22 protein-coding genes are annotated in these 16,098 nt (G+C 47.5%); 19 read left to right on the top strand and 3 right to left on the bottom strand.

Annotated features, from left to right (window positions below; all coding sequences use genetic code 11):
• Window positions 1-24 precede the first annotated feature (24 nt).
• The 6 genes from B5E77_RS05105 (at window position 25) to rlmD (ending at window position 6,814) form a co-directional block, all read left to right on the top strand.
• Complete coding sequence (locus B5E77_RS05105) at window positions 25-1,194, top strand: hypothetical protein (protein ID WP_204248021.1); 1,170 nt, start codon at window positions 25-27, stop codon at window positions 1,192-1,194.
• Window positions 1,161-2,144 (top strand): SPFH domain-containing protein, encoded by a 984-nt coding sequence (locus B5E77_RS05100; protein WP_087164301.1) that lies wholly within the window; start codon window positions 1,161-1,163, stop codon window positions 2,142-2,144. Before B5E77_RS05105 ends, B5E77_RS05100 begins: the two co-directional genes overlap by 34 nt.
• 54 nt (window positions 2,145-2,198) lie before the next feature.
• Window positions 2,199-4,439, top strand: a complete 2,241-nt coding sequence (gene pcrA / locus B5E77_RS05095) for a DNA helicase PcrA (RefSeq protein ID WP_087164300.1) — start codon at window positions 2,199-2,201, stop codon at window positions 4,437-4,439.
• A gap of 89 nt (window positions 4,440-4,528) precedes the next feature.
• The gene (locus tag B5E77_RS05090) at window positions 4,529-4,774 is read left to right on the top strand and encodes a DUF4366 domain-containing protein (protein WP_087164299.1); all 246 of its coding nucleotides are present in this window, start codon (window positions 4,529-4,531) and stop codon (window positions 4,772-4,774) included.
• A gap of 114 nt (window positions 4,775-4,888) precedes the next feature.
• Entirely contained in the window at window positions 4,889-5,281 is a 393-nt protein-coding gene (locus B5E77_RS05085) for a hypothetical protein (RefSeq protein ID WP_087164298.1), read from the top strand.
• A gap of 33 nt (window positions 5,282-5,314) precedes the next feature.
• Complete coding sequence (gene rlmD, locus B5E77_RS17230) at window positions 5,315-6,814, top strand: 23S rRNA (uracil(1939)-C(5))-methyltransferase RlmD (protein WP_242963620.1); 1,500 nt, start codon at window positions 5,315-5,317, stop codon at window positions 6,812-6,814.
• Between the two features lie 79 nt (window positions 6,815-6,893).
• Here the strand turns inward: rlmD and B5E77_RS05075 are convergent, their stop codons facing one another.
• From B5E77_RS05075 to B5E77_RS05065, 3 genes are all read right to left on the bottom strand, one after another.
• Window positions 6,894-8,102 carry a tyrosine-type recombinase/integrase gene (locus tag B5E77_RS05075; RefSeq protein WP_087164297.1) on the bottom strand — a complete coding sequence of 403 codons (1,209 nt, stop codon included), beginning with the start codon at window positions 8,100-8,102 and terminating at the stop codon, window positions 6,894-6,896.
• Window positions 8,103-8,222: 120 nt separating this feature from the next.
• Complete coding sequence (locus B5E77_RS05070; protein WP_087164296.1) at window positions 8,223-9,074, bottom strand: hypothetical protein; 852 nt, start codon at window positions 9,072-9,074, stop codon at window positions 8,223-8,225.
• 91 nt (window positions 9,075-9,165) lie between these two features.
• The gene (locus tag B5E77_RS05065; protein WP_087164295.1) at window positions 9,166-9,660 is read right to left on the bottom strand and encodes a helix-turn-helix domain-containing protein; all 495 of its coding nucleotides are present in this window, start codon (window positions 9,658-9,660) and stop codon (window positions 9,166-9,168) included.
• Window positions 9,661-9,818: 158 nt separating this feature from the next.
• Between B5E77_RS05065 and B5E77_RS05060 the strand changes: the two genes are divergently transcribed.
• The 13 genes from B5E77_RS05060 to B5E77_RS05010 all read left to right on the top strand — a co-directional run bounded on the left by B5E77_RS05060 (window position 9,819) and on the right by B5E77_RS05010 (window position 16,095).
• Window positions 9,819-10,013, top strand: a complete 195-nt coding sequence (locus B5E77_RS05060; protein ID WP_087164294.1) for a helix-turn-helix transcriptional regulator — start codon at window positions 9,819-9,821, stop codon at window positions 10,011-10,013.
• 65 nt (window positions 10,014-10,078) lie between these two features.
• A complete protein-coding gene (locus B5E77_RS05055) occupies window positions 10,079-10,285 on the top strand; it encodes a hypothetical protein (protein ID WP_143468582.1) in 207 nt (68 codons plus the stop codon).
• A gap of 32 nt (window positions 10,286-10,317) precedes the next feature.
• The gene (locus B5E77_RS05050) at window positions 10,318-10,530 is read left to right on the top strand and encodes a helix-turn-helix domain-containing protein (protein ID WP_087164292.1); all 213 of its coding nucleotides are present in this window, start codon (window positions 10,318-10,320) and stop codon (window positions 10,528-10,530) included.
• 2 nt (window positions 10,531-10,532) lie between these two features.
• Window positions 10,533-12,395: a bifunctional DNA primase/polymerase gene (locus B5E77_RS05045; RefSeq protein WP_087164291.1), complete on the top strand. Its 1,863-nt coding sequence runs from the start codon at window positions 10,533-10,535 to the stop codon at window positions 12,393-12,395.
• Between the two features lie 209 nt (window positions 12,396-12,604).
• Window positions 12,605-12,826, top strand: coding sequence for a hypothetical protein (locus B5E77_RS05040; RefSeq protein ID WP_087164290.1), 222 nt, complete (start codon window positions 12,605-12,607; stop codon window positions 12,824-12,826).
• A 34-nt stretch (window positions 12,827-12,860) separates the two neighbouring features.
• A complete protein-coding gene (locus tag B5E77_RS05035; RefSeq protein ID WP_087164289.1) occupies window positions 12,861-13,100 on the top strand; it encodes a hypothetical protein in 240 nt (79 codons plus the stop codon).
• A gap of 108 nt (window positions 13,101-13,208) precedes the next feature.
• A complete protein-coding gene (locus B5E77_RS16980; protein WP_162609648.1) occupies window positions 13,209-13,370 on the top strand; it encodes a hypothetical protein in 162 nt (53 codons plus the stop codon).
• On the top strand, window positions 13,367-13,612 hold the full coding sequence (locus B5E77_RS05030; RefSeq protein WP_087164288.1) for a hypothetical protein: 246 nt from the start codon (window positions 13,367-13,369) through the stop codon (window positions 13,610-13,612). Before B5E77_RS16980 ends, B5E77_RS05030 begins: the two co-directional genes overlap by 4 nt.
• A gap of 24 nt (window positions 13,613-13,636) precedes the next feature.
• Window positions 13,637-14,452, top strand: coding sequence for a hypothetical protein (locus tag B5E77_RS05025; protein WP_087164287.1), 816 nt, complete (start codon window positions 13,637-13,639; stop codon window positions 14,450-14,452).
• A gap of 381 nt (window positions 14,453-14,833) precedes the next feature.
• The gene (locus tag B5E77_RS16975) at window positions 14,834-15,007 is read left to right on the top strand and encodes a DUF1492 domain-containing protein (RefSeq protein ID WP_162609647.1); all 174 of its coding nucleotides are present in this window, start codon (window positions 14,834-14,836) and stop codon (window positions 15,005-15,007) included.
• Between the two features lie 4 nt (window positions 15,008-15,011).
• The gene (locus tag B5E77_RS05020) at window positions 15,012-15,380 is read left to right on the top strand and encodes a hypothetical protein (RefSeq protein WP_087164286.1); all 369 of its coding nucleotides are present in this window, start codon (window positions 15,012-15,014) and stop codon (window positions 15,378-15,380) included.
• Window positions 15,381-15,403: 23 nt separating this feature from the next.
• Entirely contained in the window at window positions 15,404-15,655 is a 252-nt protein-coding gene (locus B5E77_RS05015; RefSeq protein ID WP_087164285.1) for a hypothetical protein, read from the top strand.
• Window positions 15,652-16,095, top strand: a complete 444-nt coding sequence (locus tag B5E77_RS05010; protein ID WP_087164284.1) for a hypothetical protein — start codon at window positions 15,652-15,654, stop codon at window positions 16,093-16,095. Before B5E77_RS05015 ends, B5E77_RS05010 begins: the two co-directional genes overlap by 4 nt.
• The last annotated feature ends 3 nt before the right edge of the window (window positions 16,096-16,098 follow it).

Below are 16,098 nucleotides of genomic sequence, written 5' to 3'. Positions count from 1 at the left end.
TAATCAGCAATAACAGGGGACGAGATGGAAAACCAAATATACTATTGTGAAAACTGCGGCGGCGTCATGGAATTTGATGTGGAGACCCAGAGCCTCAAATGTCCGAACTGTGATACGGTGGTTCCGATTTTGAACGAGAAGGAGCGCATCGTGGAGCACAGCCTGACGCGGCATGCCATGCAGACGATACGTGCGGAAGAGAAAACGACGCAGACTATGGAGTGTAAGGGCTGCGGAGCGAAAATCGAGGTAGACCCTACGAGCACTGCGGTGGAGTGTCCGTACTGCGGTTCCAGCTACGTGCTGGCGGAGAAGCAGGAGGATGCTATTATTCCGGACGGCGTGATTCCGTTTCAGATTGACAGGGAGCGGGTAGGTGAGCTGTTCCGCCACTGGATGAAGGGGCGCTGGCTGGCTCCCGGCGAGCTAAAGCATCTGTACCAGAGGGAGCGGCTGCAGGGAGTGTATCTGCCCTACTGGACCTTTGATGCGAAGGCTGACGCCAGATATACAGCGATGGGCGGGCGTCACAGGACGGTTACGCACAGAAGCTCTGACGGAAAGACTACCCATCGCGTCGTGACGGACTGGTATCCTACCTCCGGTTCACTGCGAAAGGCCTTTGACGATGTGCTCGTGCCGGCTTCTCACAAGCTGGATGAGGAGCTTTTGAGGAGGACAGGGGTTTTTGGCACGCAGCAGATGGCTTCCTATGCCCCGGAGTACTTTTCGGGCTACGGCGCTGAATGCTATACTGTGGATCTGGATGACGCTCATGGAGAGGCGCTTCAGGCTATGGGGCAGGAGCTGGAAAGCATGGCCAGACAGGATGTCCTGCGCCGGTTTGATGAAGTGCGCGACGTCCGGGTCCGGGCCGATTACCGGGATGAGACCTATAAGCATGTGATGATGCCGGTTTATACGACTGCATATAGTTATAAGGGAAAGCAGTATCACGTGCTGATCAATGGGCAAAGCGGCCGCGTGGAGGGCGATTACCCGAAGAGTCCGGTAAAAATCGCGGGAATTGTAGCAGTGATTCTGATCATAGTGGCGTCTCTTTACTGGTTCAGCAGAGACGACGACAGAGGATACGCGGACATTCAGAATACCTGGACGGCAGAAGCGGCGACAGAGCTGGGAGATGAGGAGGAAATTCCATGGGATTATTTGGAGGACAGTTTGCCAACGTAGTCGAATGGCAGGAATTCCGGGACGATATGCTGTTCTGGAAATGGAGCAATAAAGAAATCAAGAAAGGAAGCCGCCTGATTATCCGGCCCGGGCAGGACGCCATTTTCCTCTACAACGGCAAGGTAGAGGGAATCTTCCGGGATGAGGGAAGCTATGATATTGAGTCAGACATCATTCCCTTCCTGTCTACGCTGAAGGGCTTCAAGTTTGGTTTCAACAGTGGAATACGGGCAGAGGTGCTGTTTATCAACACGAAGGAGGTTCTGGTGAAATGGGGAACCAAAAATCCTGTGCTGATGCCTGCTCCGGGCCTTCCGGGCGGCATGCCTATCCGGGCTTTTGGAACCTTTGCCTGCAAGGTGGCGGATTATGACGCGCTGATTGAAAAGGTGGCCGGAATCCGGCAGCAGTTTACGGTAGAGGACGTCAAGGAACGGATTACCGGCATGCTGGATCAGCTCCTGATGAAATGGATTTCAAAAGAAGGAAAGGATATGTTCAATCTTCAGGTGAATGCCCATGAGATCGGGCAGGGCATCCAGGAGGATCTGGACATGGAGATGCAGAAGATTGGAATCGGTATCTCGAGCTTTGCCGTTTCCAGCTTCAACTATCCGCCCGAGGTTCAGAAAATGGCGGAGAAGGCTGCGGCCCAGAGTATGATTGGCGACGTCGGACGTTTCCAGCAGGTGGCTATGGGCGAGGCTATGGCAAACGGCCAGGGAGGCGGCACGGCTTCGGAAATGGCAGGAATGGCCATGGGAATGGCGATGGGACAGCAGATGGCGTCTCAGATGCACCAGAGTATGCCAGGCCAGGGAGGCCAGATGAATCAGAACGCGGGAGGCGCAGTTCCAGCAGGAGGCTCGGCCCCGAATTTCTGTCCCAACTGCGGGACGAAGACGAACGGAGCAAACTTCTGCCCCAATTGCGGCCAGAAGCTTGTCTAGCATGTATTTCAACACGATAGAATAAGAGATGTAATAGAAAAGAGACAACGGATTATGAACAGTAATACCCTGAATCAGGTTACGTTAAATCCGGAGCAGCAGGAAGCGGTGCTTCATACAGAAGGGCCGCTTCTGATTTTGGCGGGAGCCGGCTCCGGAAAGACCCGCGTGCTCACGCACCGGGCGGCATATCTCATTGAGCAGGGAGTAAATCCCTGGAATATCCTGGCCATTACCTTTACGAACAAGGCGGCCGGGGAGATGCGGGAACGCATCAATCAGATTGTAGGCATGGGCAGCGAGAGCATCTGGGTCAGCACCTTTCACTCGACCTGTGTGCGGATTCTGCGCTGTTTTATAGACAGGCTGGGCTTCGATACCTCCTTTTCCATCTATGATACGGATGATCAGAAAAGCGTGATGAAGGATGTCTGCAGGAAGCTGGATATTGATACCAAGATCATGAAAGAGCGCACGCTGCTGTCTGCTATTTCCAGGGCCAAGGATGAGCTGATCAGTCCGGCGGAGATGGCGCTGAATGCGGGACAGGACTTCCGGGCGCAGCGTACGGCGGCGGTATATAAAGAATACCAGGATCAGCTGCACCGGAATAACGCGCTGGATTTTGATGATTTGATTATGAAAACCGTGGAGCTGTTTCAGAACTGTCCGGATGTGCTGGACAATTATCAGGAGCGGTTTCGTTATATTATGGTGGACGAGTACCAGGATACGAATACGGCCCAGTTCCGCCTGGTGAGCCTTCTGGCCTCCAAATACCGGAATCTCTGCGTGGTGGGTGACGATGACCAGTCTATCTACCGGTTCCGGGGAGCCAATATCCGGAATATTTTAAATTTTGAAAATGTGTTTCCGGATGCAAAGGTCATTAAGCTGGAGCAGAATTACCGTTCCACCGGAAACATTCTGAATACGGCGAACGATGTGATTCGGAATAACGTGGGCCGCAAGGACAAGCGCCTCTGGACGGATAACGGAGACGGAGCTCCGGTACATTTCCGGCAGTTTCAGAATGGGTTTGAGGAAGCGGAATACGTAATTGGAAATATCAGAAGCCATGTGGAAAAGGAAGAGGCGGATTACCAGGATCACGCAATCCTTTACCGGACCAATGCCCAGTCCCGTCTTTTTGAGGAAAAGCTGATTTATGCCAGCATTCCCTATAAGCTGATCGGCGGCGTAAATTTCTATGCCCGCAAGGAAATCAAGGATCTGCTGGCCTACCTGAAAACGATTGACAACGGCCGGGACGAGCTGGCAGTCCGTCGTATCATTAACGTCCCCAAACGGGGAATCGGAGCCACGACGCTGACCCGGGTGGGAGACTACGCGGCCGCGTATGGAATCAGCTTCTACGACGCCCTTCTTCAGGCAGCAGATATTCCCGGAATCGGCCGGGGAAGCGCCAAGGTTCTGCCCTTTACGGTGCTGATTCAGACCCTTCGTGCAAAGCAGGAGCAGCTGAGCGTCAGTGAGCTTCTCGAGGCAGTGATTGAAGAGACCGGCTATGTGAAGGAGCTGGAGCTGGAGGACACAGAGGAGTCCAGGGCCAGAATCGAAAACATTGACGAGCTGCTCAGCAAGGTCCGCGACTACGACGACAACGCGGAAGAGCCTTCCTTAAGCGGATTTCTGGAGGAGGTAGCCCTTGTCGCCGACATTGACAATCTGGAGGAAAACAGCAACCATGTGGTGCTTATGACCCTTCACAGCGCGAAAGGCCTGGAATTTCCTTATGTCTATATGGCAGGCATGGAGGAAGGCCTGTTTCCCAGCTATATGTCAATTATGGCTGAAGATCCCAGGGAGGAGATCGAGGAGGAACGCCGTCTCTGCTATGTAGGCATCACCCGGGCGAAGAAGGAATTGACGCTGACAGCGGCGAGGCAGCGCATGATCCGTGGTGAGATTCAGTATAATCAGGTTTCCCGCTTTATCCGGGAGATTCCGGAGGAGTATCTGGATGTCAAAAATGAAACGCCGGGCCAGCGGGCAAAGGAAGAATGGGAGGTGCGCCGGGAGAAACGCAGAGAGGCTTACATGGAAGCCCGCAGAAGCCTGCGCTCCAAGCCCTTCGAGACAGCGCCTGTCACAGTGACAAAAGCAGACCATCTGGATTACAGCGTAGGCGACCGGGTCCGCCATCTGCGATTTGGAGAGGGTACTGTGCTGGAGATTACCGAAGGCCGGAAGGATTACGAGGTCAAGGTAGAGTTCGATACGGCTGGCGTAAAAAAGCTCTTTGCTTCCTTTGCAAAACTGAAAAAAATCTAGGAAACGATAGTAATTTTGACTGCTGTGTGGTATAATATGAGCAGTTAGCAGGCGTGGATGTCCCATGACGCAGAAAGGAAGTATGAGGCATGAACAAGATGGAAGATTTTCTGGCAGCGACCAGACTGAACGAACTGATTCACAAGAAGGAAGAAGACGAAAAGAATAAGAACACACTGCTTTGGGTTCTTGCGATTATCGGTGCCGTAGCGGCTATCGCAGGAATCGCGTACGCTGTGTACCGCTTCCTGACTCCGTCTTATCCGGAGGAATTTGAAGATGATTTCGATGACGATTTCGACGATGACTTTTTTGAGGATGGAGAAGAAGAGTAGCACTTGATGAAAAAAGGGCGCCTCAAGACGTGGAATGTTTTGAGGCGCCCTTTTTGGGAACCTTCAGGTTTTCCGACAGGGAAAACAGAAGAGAGAAACAGGAGGGGGAAGCAAATGAAAAAAAGGCGCAATCCATTGGCTCAGTTTCTGATTGGACTGATAATGCTGGCGGCAGGACTTTACTGGTTTATGTCCAACGTAACAGTCAGCACACACTTCGGCTTCAGGCTCTGGGGCTTTCACTTTGGAGCCGGACTGGTGGTCGTTCCCTTTATTGCGGGAATTATATGGCTGTTTCTGAATGTGGATTCTGTAGGAGCGAAGCTGCTGACAATATTGGGAGTCGTGATAATACTGGCTTCTATTATTTCAAATATTCGTTTCGTGTTCCGCGCTACGAGCCTCTATGTGTATCTGATTATGCTGATCCTTATCTTTGGAGGAGCAGCTCTGGTGGGCCAGGTGCTGCTTGGCGGTCCGAAGGATAAGGACGGAAGGAAAAAATAAAAGCGCAGACGCCGCGCACAGACAGGAGTATTTATGAAAAAGGGAGAAATTTACGAGGGAACCGTAGAAAAGACAGAGTTCCCGAACCGTGGAATTATAAAGGCGGAGGAACGCCGCATCATAGTAAAGAATACGATTCCGGGCCAGAAGATCCGCTATCGGATCCGCAAGCTGCGGAAAGGAACCGGCGAAGGCCAGCTTTTGGAGGTACTGGAGCCGTCGCCCCTGGAGACAGAGCCGGCCTGTCCGCATTTTGGACAGTGCGGCGGCTGTACCTATCAGAACCTGCCCTATGAGGAACAGCTCCGGCTGAAGGAGAGCCAGCTGCGGGAGCTTCTTGACGGAGCAGTTTGGAAACCCTATATGTTTGAAGGAGTAAAAGAAAGCCCCCGCCGCCTCGCCTACCGCAATAAGATGGAATTTTCCTTTGGCGATGAGGTAAAGGACGGGCCTCTGGCCCTCGGCATGCATAAACGCGGCGGCTTTTATGATATCGTTACGACGGACCAGTGCCAGATTGTAGATGAGGATTACCGCAAAATCCTGTCCTGTACCCTTCAATATTTTCAGGAGCAGGGGCTGCCTTTCTATCACAGACTGCGCCATACCGGATATCTGCGCCACCTGCTGGTAAGAAAGGGCGCGAAAACCGGCGAGATTTTGGTAGATTTGGTAACGACGACGCAGCTTTCGCTGCCTTGGGGAGCAGAAGCAAAGGCAGAAAACATGCAGCCACAGGGAGCAGCGGCTGTGCAGCAAGAGGATGGATTTTCAGCTGCTCGATCGGCAGATGCAGCCAACCCTCGGCAGATACAGCAGATTCAGCGGATGGATGCCGACTGGTCAGAGCTGCTGCGCGCCCTGGAGCTGGATGGAACCATCGCAGGCATCCTTCATACATACAACGACAGTCTGGCTGATGTGGTTCAGAATGACCGGACAGAGGTTCTATATGGGCGGGACTATTTCTATGAAGAACTTCTGGGACTGCGTTTTAAGATTTCCCCGTTTTCCTTTTTCCAGACGAATTCTCTGGGGGCCGAGGTCCTTTACAGCACAGCCAGGGATTATGTCGGCGATACGAAGGACCGTGTGATTTTCGACCTTTACAGCGGTACCGGCACGATCGCACAGATTCTTGCGCCGGTGGCTCAGAAGGTGGTCGGCGTGGAGATTGTGGAGGAGGCCGTAGAAGCTGCGCGTGTAAACGCGCAGCTGAATGGACTTGCCAACTGCTCCTTTATCGCCGGTGATGTGCTGAAGGTCGTGGACGAGCTTCAGGACAAACCGGATCTGATTGTGCTGGATCCGCCCCGGGACGGAATTCATCCCAAGGCGCTGCAGAAGATTATTGATTTTGGGGTGGAGCGGATTGTGTATATCAGCTGTAAGCCCACGAGCCTGGTAAGAGATCTGGAGATGCTGCAGGGCAGGGGGTATCAGGTGGAGAAGGCTGTTGGGGTGGATATGTTTCCGGGGACGGGGCATGTGGAGACAGTGTGCAAACTTTCCCGTAAAATCAAGGAATCTTAAGAATTGAACAGATAAAATATAGGATTTTGTCGACCTCTTGTCTACCCTTTTTTGAGGAAGTAGACAAGAGGCATTTTCTTTATGAGGATATAGCCTGCATGAAGAGCCGGACAGCGTCATCCTGCATCTTCTCAGTATTGAAGACGTAACGCTCCATAGTGGTCTTGATGTCTTTGTGCCCCAGGCGCTCCATAACAGTTTTTGGCTGCGCTCCATTCTCTGCCAGGATGGTTCCGTGTGTATGCCGCAGGCTGTGGCTGTGAAACAGCGGATTGTTCAGCTCATGATGCACGACACGAGCACAGTATTTAAAGGATTCCGGGGTGAGCAGTTCTCCATTCTCCCGGACGGATAGCGGCATGATTTCCGGATACGGCAGCAGGATGTCTGCGCGGGCCTGCTCCACACGCCCATCAGGCAGCAGATAGCTCTTTATGAAGTATTCTCCGTACCGCAGCCGGTTTTCCTTCCTGGTGTGAAGCTCAGCCTTCAGTGCGGCCTCGTAATCCGGATCTATTTTGATTGACCGGATAGAATTATACTTGGGCTGCCGATATACCCAGACGCCATGCTCTTTCTTCAGTTGGTGCCTGATATGAAGGGTATGGGTTTTAAAGTCCACATCATTGCCCAGGTCAATTCCATAGGTCTCCCCGATGCGCGTACCGCAGTGATATCCGGTAACGATAGGAAGATAGAAGATACTGCCCTGCGGAAACCGCTGCAGAATGGCAGCATAATCTTCCGGAACGCAGATATACTCTGTATGAGCTTTTGTCTGCTTTGAGACCGGCACTTTCGGGACTTTTACATAAAAGCAAGGATTGGCCTTTATATACTGGCAGGGCTGCACAGCATAGTTAAGAGCACCCTGCAGGCAGGCCAGGATATTCTTGATCATACTCTGGGAATATCCCCGATCCTTTTTACCATCAATCCACTTCTGGATGATATCGGGCTCCAGAGAGGCGAGGCGGTAGCTTCCCAGCTCCGGCTTGATATGGTTCCGTGTCTTACTCTCATAATCTGCATACGTGTTATAGGCAAGATGCCGCTGCACATAATTCTCCAGCCAGTAGTCCATGTAGTCAGAGACGCTCAGCTCTGACGGCCGGAAGATGCGGCCGGCGTTCTCATACTCGGCTTTTGCCTGGGTTCCTGCTGCCACGGCGTCAGCTTTCGTCCTGTAGCCGCCCTTGGATACAGACTGGCGTTTGCCGCCTACCCTGGCAGCCTCAAAGGACCATTCCCAAGTCTTCCCGCGTTTTCGTGTTCGTAATTCTCCCATTTTCATTCTCCCTTCCGCTGGCGGGCTGGATCAGGGAATGAGCTGGGGATAATTCGGAATAGCTACCAGTAATCTGTATGCCGCTAAAATGAGCATAAATGTATTTCCTGTAAGATGTGGTTAATAACACGTCTCATAAAAGCGATTATTGCGGACTCCTTCAGTCATAAAATGGCAAATACTATAATCGCAGTTTTTATACTGCGTCTGAAAATGTTTGTCAATCATAGCGCGATACATATCAATATTTAGCAGGTCATCTTCTATCAGATCAGTACCGCATTGAATAGCGGAAATAACACTATCCATTGCTTTAGAAGATAAGCGCGGGTGTTCTTCATTGAAAGCATTCATGTAGGCTTGGTAATAGTATTCAATGATGTCTATGTATGGTTGTGGATCTTCTGCGTTTGCTCGATTGCAAGCACCTATGATCTGTTTTTCCAGAATAGACCAGTCAAAAGGTGTGCTAGGTGTGCTACGCTTTGGCGTCGCACCTTTTAATACAGAAGTCTTTGTAGTATTCTCTGTGTATTCTATGGTATTGGATACACTGTTTTGATGTACTCCATCACACCTATTTGGTGTAATAGAAACACTATTTTGATGTGACGAAATGACTTTATTCAGCATGCTGTAATCAATAGTATACCATTTGGTTTTATCAAATCCAGCTTGATTGTAATTTCCAGAAATTAAAAGTCCTTTCTTTTCTAAATCGGAAAAAGCACGCTGTATAGTGTTACGATGCCAGAAAGGGAATTGTTCCTGCCATTGTTTATAACTGTTATATACCCAATAATGGCCGTCTATATAGTCTTGTTTGCCCTTTTCTTTGATTTTAAGCCAATAATGTACTTGCTGTAATATGATAGATTGGTTTAACCCTATAATGGCTGCCAGTGTTGGAAGGACCTGTAGAGGGTGTTCATCAAGAAGTAAATTATTGATAGTATATCGCCTCCTGTGCATCGTTTTAGTTACTATTAGGTTATTCTTCAGGATTTTTTTCCTTACTCATTTAGTGAGGATATTTAAGGAAAAATCAACAAAATTGTAATACTTATTCAGTTAATTTTTCACGTAACATTTTTAGCTCTAATTGTCGATTGGCGATATCAGCATCTATAACGGCTAATTCGGATTCACATTCCTGTATTCGCATTTGCAAATCAGAGATTCTTTTTTTAGAATCAGAGATTATTGCAGTTAACTGTGTCCTTTTTCCTAAAGCGCCTTCATATTCTTGCGTCAATCGATTTAATTTATTAATTAAATCCCTAGTATCTAATAGAGTTTGTTTTAATTCATTATCTAGAATACGTGGCTTAAATGTGGCAGTGTTTTTGTCGGGAGCATTTGTTATAATATCAGATAGCTCAGATGTTTCCATATCAAGCGCTTTTGCTAATTTGCTTAAAGTTTCGGCACTGATGGAACTATCTCTTTTTATAGTTGCGTATAATGTATTTTGTGAAATACCAGAATCTCTTGAAAGCTGAGCTATTTTAATATTTTTATTTTTCAAATATTCTTGTAATCTTTTTCCTTCACCCATGAAAGTCCCTCCTTAATTATTATTAAAGCACAATTTTTTTGCATTTGCAAATAAAAATAAATACATATGCAAAAAAACATTGACAGTAGACCGTGTATTGATTATAATGCAAATATAAGGTGCATTTGTACCAATATTGCGCAAGAAAGGGGCAAAAAATGAGAATCAACAGGATTAAGCTGGTAACAGAAATGGCACGCCAAGGAATAACACAGTTACAGCTTGCGGAGCAATCTGGTTTATCAAGGACGACTATTAGTGGCGTACAAAATGGTCGTTCTTGTTCCAATGTTACAGCAATCAAAATTGCGGACACATTGAAAGTACCAATTGAGTCGTTATTAGAAAATTGAGAAAGCTGGCGGGCTGGATCAGGAAATGAACTGTTGCGACGTCGCAACAGAAAGGCTGGTGAATCATGGGTAATAGGTCATATGTGGCACAGATAGAGGATTATCTTCTGGAGCTGAGAGAGACTATGCCTGTATGTGATCAGGTGCACGCCTGGGGATTTGGGGCGCTTTGCTTTGCGAAGCGCTTGGGAATAGTTTCTAATGAGGATTATGACCGGCTCCTGAAGGAGCATAACATCAGGTTTGGAAAGGACAGCTGGAATGAGCATTGAGAAATTACCAGGAAAACGGGGGGTGGACAAGTATGGCAGTACAGACATATAAGCCGCTTTATACGGTAAAAGAAGTGTCAAAGATTCTTCAGGTGAGCATAAACTCAGTGTATGACCTGATGAACAGGGGAAAACTCCCTTATTTGCAAATAGGTGCGAAGAAGGTAAGGGGGAGTGATCTGGAGAGGTTTATTGAGACCTATCCGGTAGAAAATGCAACTGAACAGGAGGAACGCAGAGCGTGACAATGAAAGAATGGGCGCTTTATTACGCAGCTCAGGGTTTTGCAGTAATTCCATTAAAACCTCCGCGCCTGCCCGGTCAGAAAAAGCCAGGGAAAGAACCTATGACAGCTCACGGCGTTCTGGATGCTACAACGAATGCAGAGATGATTAACCAGTGGTGGGATAGCTGTCCGGATGCGAACATTGGAATAGCCACAGGAAGCAGATCCGGCGGCCTTGTGGTTGTAGATCTGGACATTGATGAAGACAGAGGCATTAATGGCTATGAAATGCTGAAAGACTGGCAGAGGGAGCATGGAAATCTTCCTGATACTCTGCAAAGCATAACAGGGCGCGGTGGATATCATATCTTCTTTCGGGATTCCGAAAAGCACTCTAATAGAGCCGGATTATATGATGGTGTTGATATTAGGGGTGAAAATGGCTATATTGTAGCGCCGCCATCTTTACATGAAAGCGGAAAGAGATACGAATGGGAGCAGGGGCCGGACGAGTATCAGATCGCACAGGCTGATGATAAAGTGAAGGAATTCCTTTCTGGTCCACCCTCTGAATCAAAAGCGGTAGGCTTTCAGATGCCGGAGGCAATACCGGAGGGGCAGAGGACAGACACTCTCGTTAGGCTGGTATGCAGCCAGCAGGCCAAAGGGCTTTCTGATGAAGCTATACGCGCCGCAGTCCAGGCAGAAAATAATACGCGCTGTGTGCCGCCGCTTACAGATGAAGAAATGGAAAAGACGGTTTTCCCGGCTTTGAAGCGGTATCAGAAAGGAACTGCGCCATACAAGGCAGTCCTTGACAAAGGTGAATTCAGGGTGGCAAAACAGCCGATGAAGTTTAGTCTGGAAAAAGCAAGTAGCGTTATTATAAAAAATCCAGAATGGCTGATTCCAGGATATATTCCCAGATACGGAATAACCACAATAGCCGGAGAGGGTGGAGTTGGAAAGACCTCTATCTGGTGTTCGATTGTAGCCAATATCACTTCAGGGAGGAATTCATTTCTTTTGAGTGAGCAGATCCCATTCACCAGCCCGCCGGAAGATGTTTTGGTGTTGTCGGCAGAAGATTCCTGGTCATATGTTCTTAGGGCCCGGCTTGAAGCCAATGGTGCAGACCTTGACAAAATCAGTTTTCTGTCACCAGAGGATGAAAGATTTGTTGATCTGAATTTTAATGGTGACTTATTGAAAGGGATTATCGAGGAGAATCGACCGAGCGTTATTGTGTTTGACCCTTTGCAGGCATTCATTCCGGCTAATTTGAAAATGGGTGATAGGAATGCTATGAGAAAATGCTTTTCTCCATTAATTGGATATGGTGGACAGTACAAGGTCACGTCAATTATTATCGCTCATGCAAATAAACAGTCAGGAGTATGGGGAAGAAAGAGGATTGCAGACAGCTCCGATATTTGGGATGCGTCCAGATCTGTTCTTATGGTGGGAACTACACCAGATGAAGGTATCCGGTACATATCTCAGGAAAAATCAAATTACGGGAAACTGAGTGATACTGTCTTATTTTCGCTTGATGAATGCGTACCGACCTTTAAATGTTATTCAACCAAGAGAGATAGGGAATTTATTCAGGCTGAAGCGAGGGAACGGAATATAAGGCCAGTGATTGAAGATGCAAAGGATTTTATTATTGATACACTTAGGGAGCGGAAGCAGATAGAGATTCCTGAGTTAGATGGATTAGCCGTTGCAAACGGAATTAGCGAAAACGCTTTAAAGAATGCAAAGGCGGTTCTTAAAAAAGACAATTTAACACATGTTTGGTCTGTAGGATTTAATCCTAAAAAATATTTTATGTCTCTTAAAGCCCCTGAGAAAATCAACGAGTACGTTAAAATCCCTTAATTTATAGGGGTTGAGCGTAATAGAGGCTCATCAACGAGTACGATAGAACGAATAGTACGTACTAGGGGATGCCAACGAGTACGATAAAGCCAGTATTTATCAGGGTTCACACCGTACTGGTGGATTTTCTCAGTATGTATAAGAGCTATCCCCGAGTAAGCGGGAAATTTCTTCAGGCTTTCATTAAAATTTACAGGAGGAAAAAGAAAATGTTTGAGAATTGTGAAGTAATCGGAACGGTGCATTCACAGAAGTTGGGAGTTGATGTCCCGCTTCTGGGAATTGCATGGATGTCAGATGAAGAATGGCAGCGGATTGCGGCAGAAGGCGCAGTAGAAAATTACATTCGTGAAAATGACCATGAACCGGAGAGTCTGGAAGAAGCGTTCCGCTGGCAGAGAGAATGGCTGGACAGCAAAGAAGTTATATAATGCCGCGTTATCTGCGGCCGGAAAGGAGATTTTTATGGACGAGAAACTTTTAGAGAAGCTGGACGAGCTGATACAGGAGCTGTCCTGTATGAATGGGAATCTGGAGAGCATTTCGGAGAATCTGGAGGCTCTGGCGGGCTGTGTGGACGATGATGAAGGGAAGCCGAGGCTGCTCATTGGTGGATACGTGGAAAAGTATGACTGGATGGCCGTACAGAACGCCCGGTCAGTGCGGCGGTGCATGGAAAGAGAAGCAGGAAAGAATGGGAAATAAGAAAAATGCCCTTGCCAGTGCGCCAACACTGGCAGGGGCGGCATAGCCGGAGCTACACAATAAAACCACTTACATAGTAGCATATATTCCGGCAGGAAGGAATATGAAATGAGGAACTTTATAAAGAATAATAATATTGAGTGTGAACTTAAAGGAAAGCCCCACTTATTTGAGTTTATGAAGATGGCTGTTAATTTGAGTGAAGCAGAAATTAAGCAAGCAACGGAAATGCTTTGTAATCTGAAGGGAAAGAAAGGCACGATGGCATGATGAACTTTAATCTTATTGAAGAAAACGGAATGCAGTTTATGGAAATGTATTGTCCCAGCGTTGCGGAGGTCGTGGGTCTGGCTCCGAAAGGAAGTTCTAAGCCGCTGCGCTTCCCGATTGTAGGATATGAGAAAGATGGAGAAGGTAATATGGTTCCTCATTTGGGCGTCAAGATGATGTCGGACGAGAAGTACAAACGATTGACACAAGAAAAACGGAATTGTGGTTATCAATTAAGATAATGTAGTAACCACAGGAGAAAAATAATGTTTTGCGTGATACAAGAAGTAGCTGTCCGTAAGGCTTCCAAAGGGGAGCCACGGACCATAGAAGTCCATGAGACGAGGCTCACATTAAACGGCGAGGAATACATATTTTACGGCTATAATTATAGCAGTGAACGATTTGAGCGCCCTGTGAAAAATTCATTCCGGATCAGTATTCATCAAAGCTATAGGGAGGCCGGAAAAGTCAGGAAGAAGCAGACGGTTATCTGTACTGTTAGGTATTATGACATTGTTGATTTAGGAGGATGGATTGGTGACTGTTGCTCTCTGAATGATAAAGCGGTGGCCTTGGGGATATCGGAAAATGAATTGGTGGATATGGTTTATAAAAAGTTCCAGCCAATTATTGACCGGGTGATGGAAGAATATTCAAATACAGAGGAATATGTGGCCAGAGAGAAGCATCGACGAGTTATTGATGAATATAGGAAGCAGAAAGAAGCGTTTGCAGAGGAATATGGTGTGAGCCGCGATGTGTATGACCGCTGCTTTGATGTTTTTGGAAAGCTGAGGAATCCAGAATATTTACAAAAGATACAGACCAGGAGAAAGGAACAGGCTGAGTATGAACGCCAGAGCCGTGAAAACAGCCGTAGGTATTGGGAAAATAACAGCGATAACTACGGGGGATATGATAATGAAGTGTTTGGGGGCTACACAACGGATGACAAGGCCATCCTGAAAAAATTTTATCGTACTTTGTCCAAAGCGTTCCATCCAGACAGTAATCCGGATAAAGATACCTCCGAGGAAATGAAGGTATTGAACAGTCTGAAGAGCAAATGGGGATTGTAGTTATTCTTGTGAAAATCGTAATAACCACGGAAAGGAAGTGATGCTATGCTTGCTTCAGATGTAATCAGCCAAATAAAGAGACAACGGAATGCCTGGATGGTGGTGGCAATAGCCAGCCTGATATTGAACGTGATCCAGTTTATCTGCAGAAAATAACCTTTTATGAGCCGGGGAACGGTGCGCCAACACCCGAACCCGGCGGCATATCAGGGAAAGTAAATATTATAGAGCCGGACGCAAGACGCAGAGCCAGAACCTACTTAGAGTAGTGGAAATCTGGCTCTGTTTTTGCGTTAAATGTGGGGAGAGGTGGCTGAAAAATTTGGTGTAAAATAAATAATAGTAGAAGCAGTTGCAGAAGTTGAAGGAAGGAGACAGGCTATGTGTAATGAAATGATTCGCCGGGAAATGAAAAGGTGCGGTATTTATTGTTGGCAGGTGGCTGATAAATTGGGAGTGGCGGAAAGTACATTTTATCGGATGATGCGTCATGAACTTCCGGAAAAACGTAGAAATGAAGTCCTGGCGGCTATTGGAAAGGTGAAAGCAGGTTGATTGAGTGGCAAGAAAACGAGTGTTTACAGAAGACCTCATAGCGGCTTTTCTGGAGTATGATAAGATTTCTGATATTATGCGGGCAACAGGCCTCAGCAGGAATACGGTCACAAGGTACCGGGACGATCCACAATTTCAGGATATACTGAATCAGCGTAGAGTGCAGATAATCCGTCGGAGTGTCCAGAAGATGCAGCAGTCTTTGACAGACTGTGTGAATGTACTGAACCGCATCATCAATAATGATGATATTTCGCCTCAGATAAGGGTAAACGCTATTCAGATTATGATGTCGCAGTGTAAGTCCTGGACAGAGACAGCGGACCTGGCAGAGCGGGTTGAGGCACTGGAAAGGCAGAGCAAAGAGGAATAATTGACTGATTTCAGGGGTGTGATATGAAGTCTTTATATGCAAGAATCGAGGCGCTGGAGAAACAGGCTCCTCAAAGTTTAATTTTAGCAGTTCCTATGGCTGATGGGACTGAGAGAAAAATGAATGTAAAAGAATTTCTGACTTGTGCTCCGGATGAGCTTGCAGATCCGGTGAAAGACAGAGAATGTATATTTCCATTTCGCATAGTACAGGGGAATAGTTTGAAAGACCTGGATGCCTTGCTGGATGGATATGTACCGATGAGGGAATTATGACTGGACTTGAAAAGAGAATTAAATTGTTAGAAAGTCGAATGGCACTTCGCCAAAAAGAAAAGAAACGGCATGAGCCTTTTATGGTTCTGGCTCCCTGGTCGATGGCAAAAGATGAAACGATTATAAAGTATTATCCGGAAGGGCTTTATCAGTCGCCAAAAGTCTTAGAGTATTTGCCTTTGAGAGAAGCTGTTGATCTGGCGGATGAAGAATTTAAAAAGAAATTGTATGTTCAGGTTAGTATGGGAATGTGCGTTGAATGGATGCATGTTTTCACGCAGACAGGCAAATTGTACACGCAGGAGCAAAAAGAAAGGTTTAGAAGTCGGGACATGGAGCAATATCCGGAGATTGCCTGGTTATATCAAACGGATGAGGGCCGGGAAATGGCAAAGGTGTTGGCCCGTTTACCTCAGACATGGAGCTTCCGCGGTATTTAGAGG

The organism is Lachnoclostridium sp. An131 (assembly GCF_002160825.1).
Lineage (GTDB): Bacteria > Bacillota > Clostridia > Lachnospirales > Lachnospiraceae > Laedolimicola.
Note: the sequence above shows the minus strand (reverse complement) of the source record. Positions and strands in the feature narration are given on the sequence as shown.

What these genes read in the sequence shown, in the direction of transcription:
- B5E77_RS16980 (WP_162609648.1), top strand. Translation starts at nt 13,209, where the DNA reads ATGAGGAACTTTATAAAGAATAATAATATTGAGTGTGAACTTAAAGGA.
- B5E77_RS05100 (WP_087164301.1), top strand. Translation starts at nt 1,161, where the DNA reads ATGGGATTATTTGGAGGACAGTTTGCCAACGTAGTCGAATGGCAGGAA.
- B5E77_RS05045 (WP_087164291.1), top strand. Translation starts at nt 10,533, where the DNA reads ATGAAAGAATGGGCGCTTTATTACGCAGCTCAGGGTTTTGCAGTAATT.
- B5E77_RS05075 (WP_087164297.1), bottom strand. Translation starts at nt 8,102, where the DNA reads ATGGGAGAATTACGAACACGAAAACGCGGGAAGACTTGGGAATGGTCC.
- B5E77_RS05035 (WP_087164289.1), top strand. Translation starts at nt 12,861, where the DNA reads ATGGACGAGAAACTTTTAGAGAAGCTGGACGAGCTGATACAGGAGCTG.
- B5E77_RS05040 (WP_087164290.1), top strand. Translation starts at nt 12,605, where the DNA reads ATGTTTGAGAATTGTGAAGTAATCGGAACGGTGCATTCACAGAAGTTG.
- B5E77_RS05030 (WP_087164288.1), top strand. Translation starts at nt 13,367, where the DNA reads ATGATGAACTTTAATCTTATTGAAGAAAACGGAATGCAGTTTATGGAA.
- B5E77_RS05065 (WP_087164295.1), bottom strand. Translation starts at nt 9,660, where the DNA reads ATGGGTGAAGGAAAAAGATTACAAGAATATTTGAAAAATAAAAATATT.
- B5E77_RS05060 (WP_087164294.1), top strand. Translation starts at nt 9,819, where the DNA reads ATGAGAATCAACAGGATTAAGCTGGTAACAGAAATGGCACGCCAAGGA.
- B5E77_RS05050 (WP_087164292.1), top strand. Translation starts at nt 10,318, where the DNA reads ATGGCAGTACAGACATATAAGCCGCTTTATACGGTAAAAGAAGTGTCA.
- B5E77_RS05015 (WP_087164285.1), top strand. Translation starts at nt 15,404, where the DNA reads ATGAAGTCTTTATATGCAAGAATCGAGGCGCTGGAGAAACAGGCTCCT.
- pcrA (WP_087164300.1), top strand. Translation starts at nt 2,199, where the DNA reads ATGAACAGTAATACCCTGAATCAGGTTACGTTAAATCCGGAGCAGCAG.
- B5E77_RS05090 (WP_087164299.1), top strand. Translation starts at nt 4,529, where the DNA reads ATGAACAAGATGGAAGATTTTCTGGCAGCGACCAGACTGAACGAACTG.
- B5E77_RS05085 (WP_087164298.1), top strand. Translation starts at nt 4,889, where the DNA reads ATGAAAAAAAGGCGCAATCCATTGGCTCAGTTTCTGATTGGACTGATA.
- B5E77_RS05105 (WP_204248021.1), top strand. Translation starts at nt 25, where the DNA reads ATGGAAAACCAAATATACTATTGTGAAAACTGCGGCGGCGTCATGGAA.
- rlmD (WP_242963620.1), top strand. Translation starts at nt 5,315, where the DNA reads ATGAAAAAGGGAGAAATTTACGAGGGAACCGTAGAAAAGACAGAGTTC.
- B5E77_RS16975 (WP_162609647.1), top strand. Translation starts at nt 14,834, where the DNA reads ATGTGTAATGAAATGATTCGCCGGGAAATGAAAAGGTGCGGTATTTAT.
- B5E77_RS05025 (WP_087164287.1), top strand. Translation starts at nt 13,637, where the DNA reads ATGTTTTGCGTGATACAAGAAGTAGCTGTCCGTAAGGCTTCCAAAGGG.
- B5E77_RS05055 (WP_143468582.1), top strand. Translation starts at nt 10,079, where the DNA reads ATGGGTAATAGGTCATATGTGGCACAGATAGAGGATTATCTTCTGGAG.
- B5E77_RS05010 (WP_087164284.1), top strand. Translation starts at nt 15,652, where the DNA reads ATGACTGGACTTGAAAAGAGAATTAAATTGTTAGAAAGTCGAATGGCA.
- B5E77_RS05070 (WP_087164296.1), bottom strand. Translation starts at nt 9,074, where the DNA reads ATGCACAGGAGGCGATATACTATCAATAATTTACTTCTTGATGAACAC.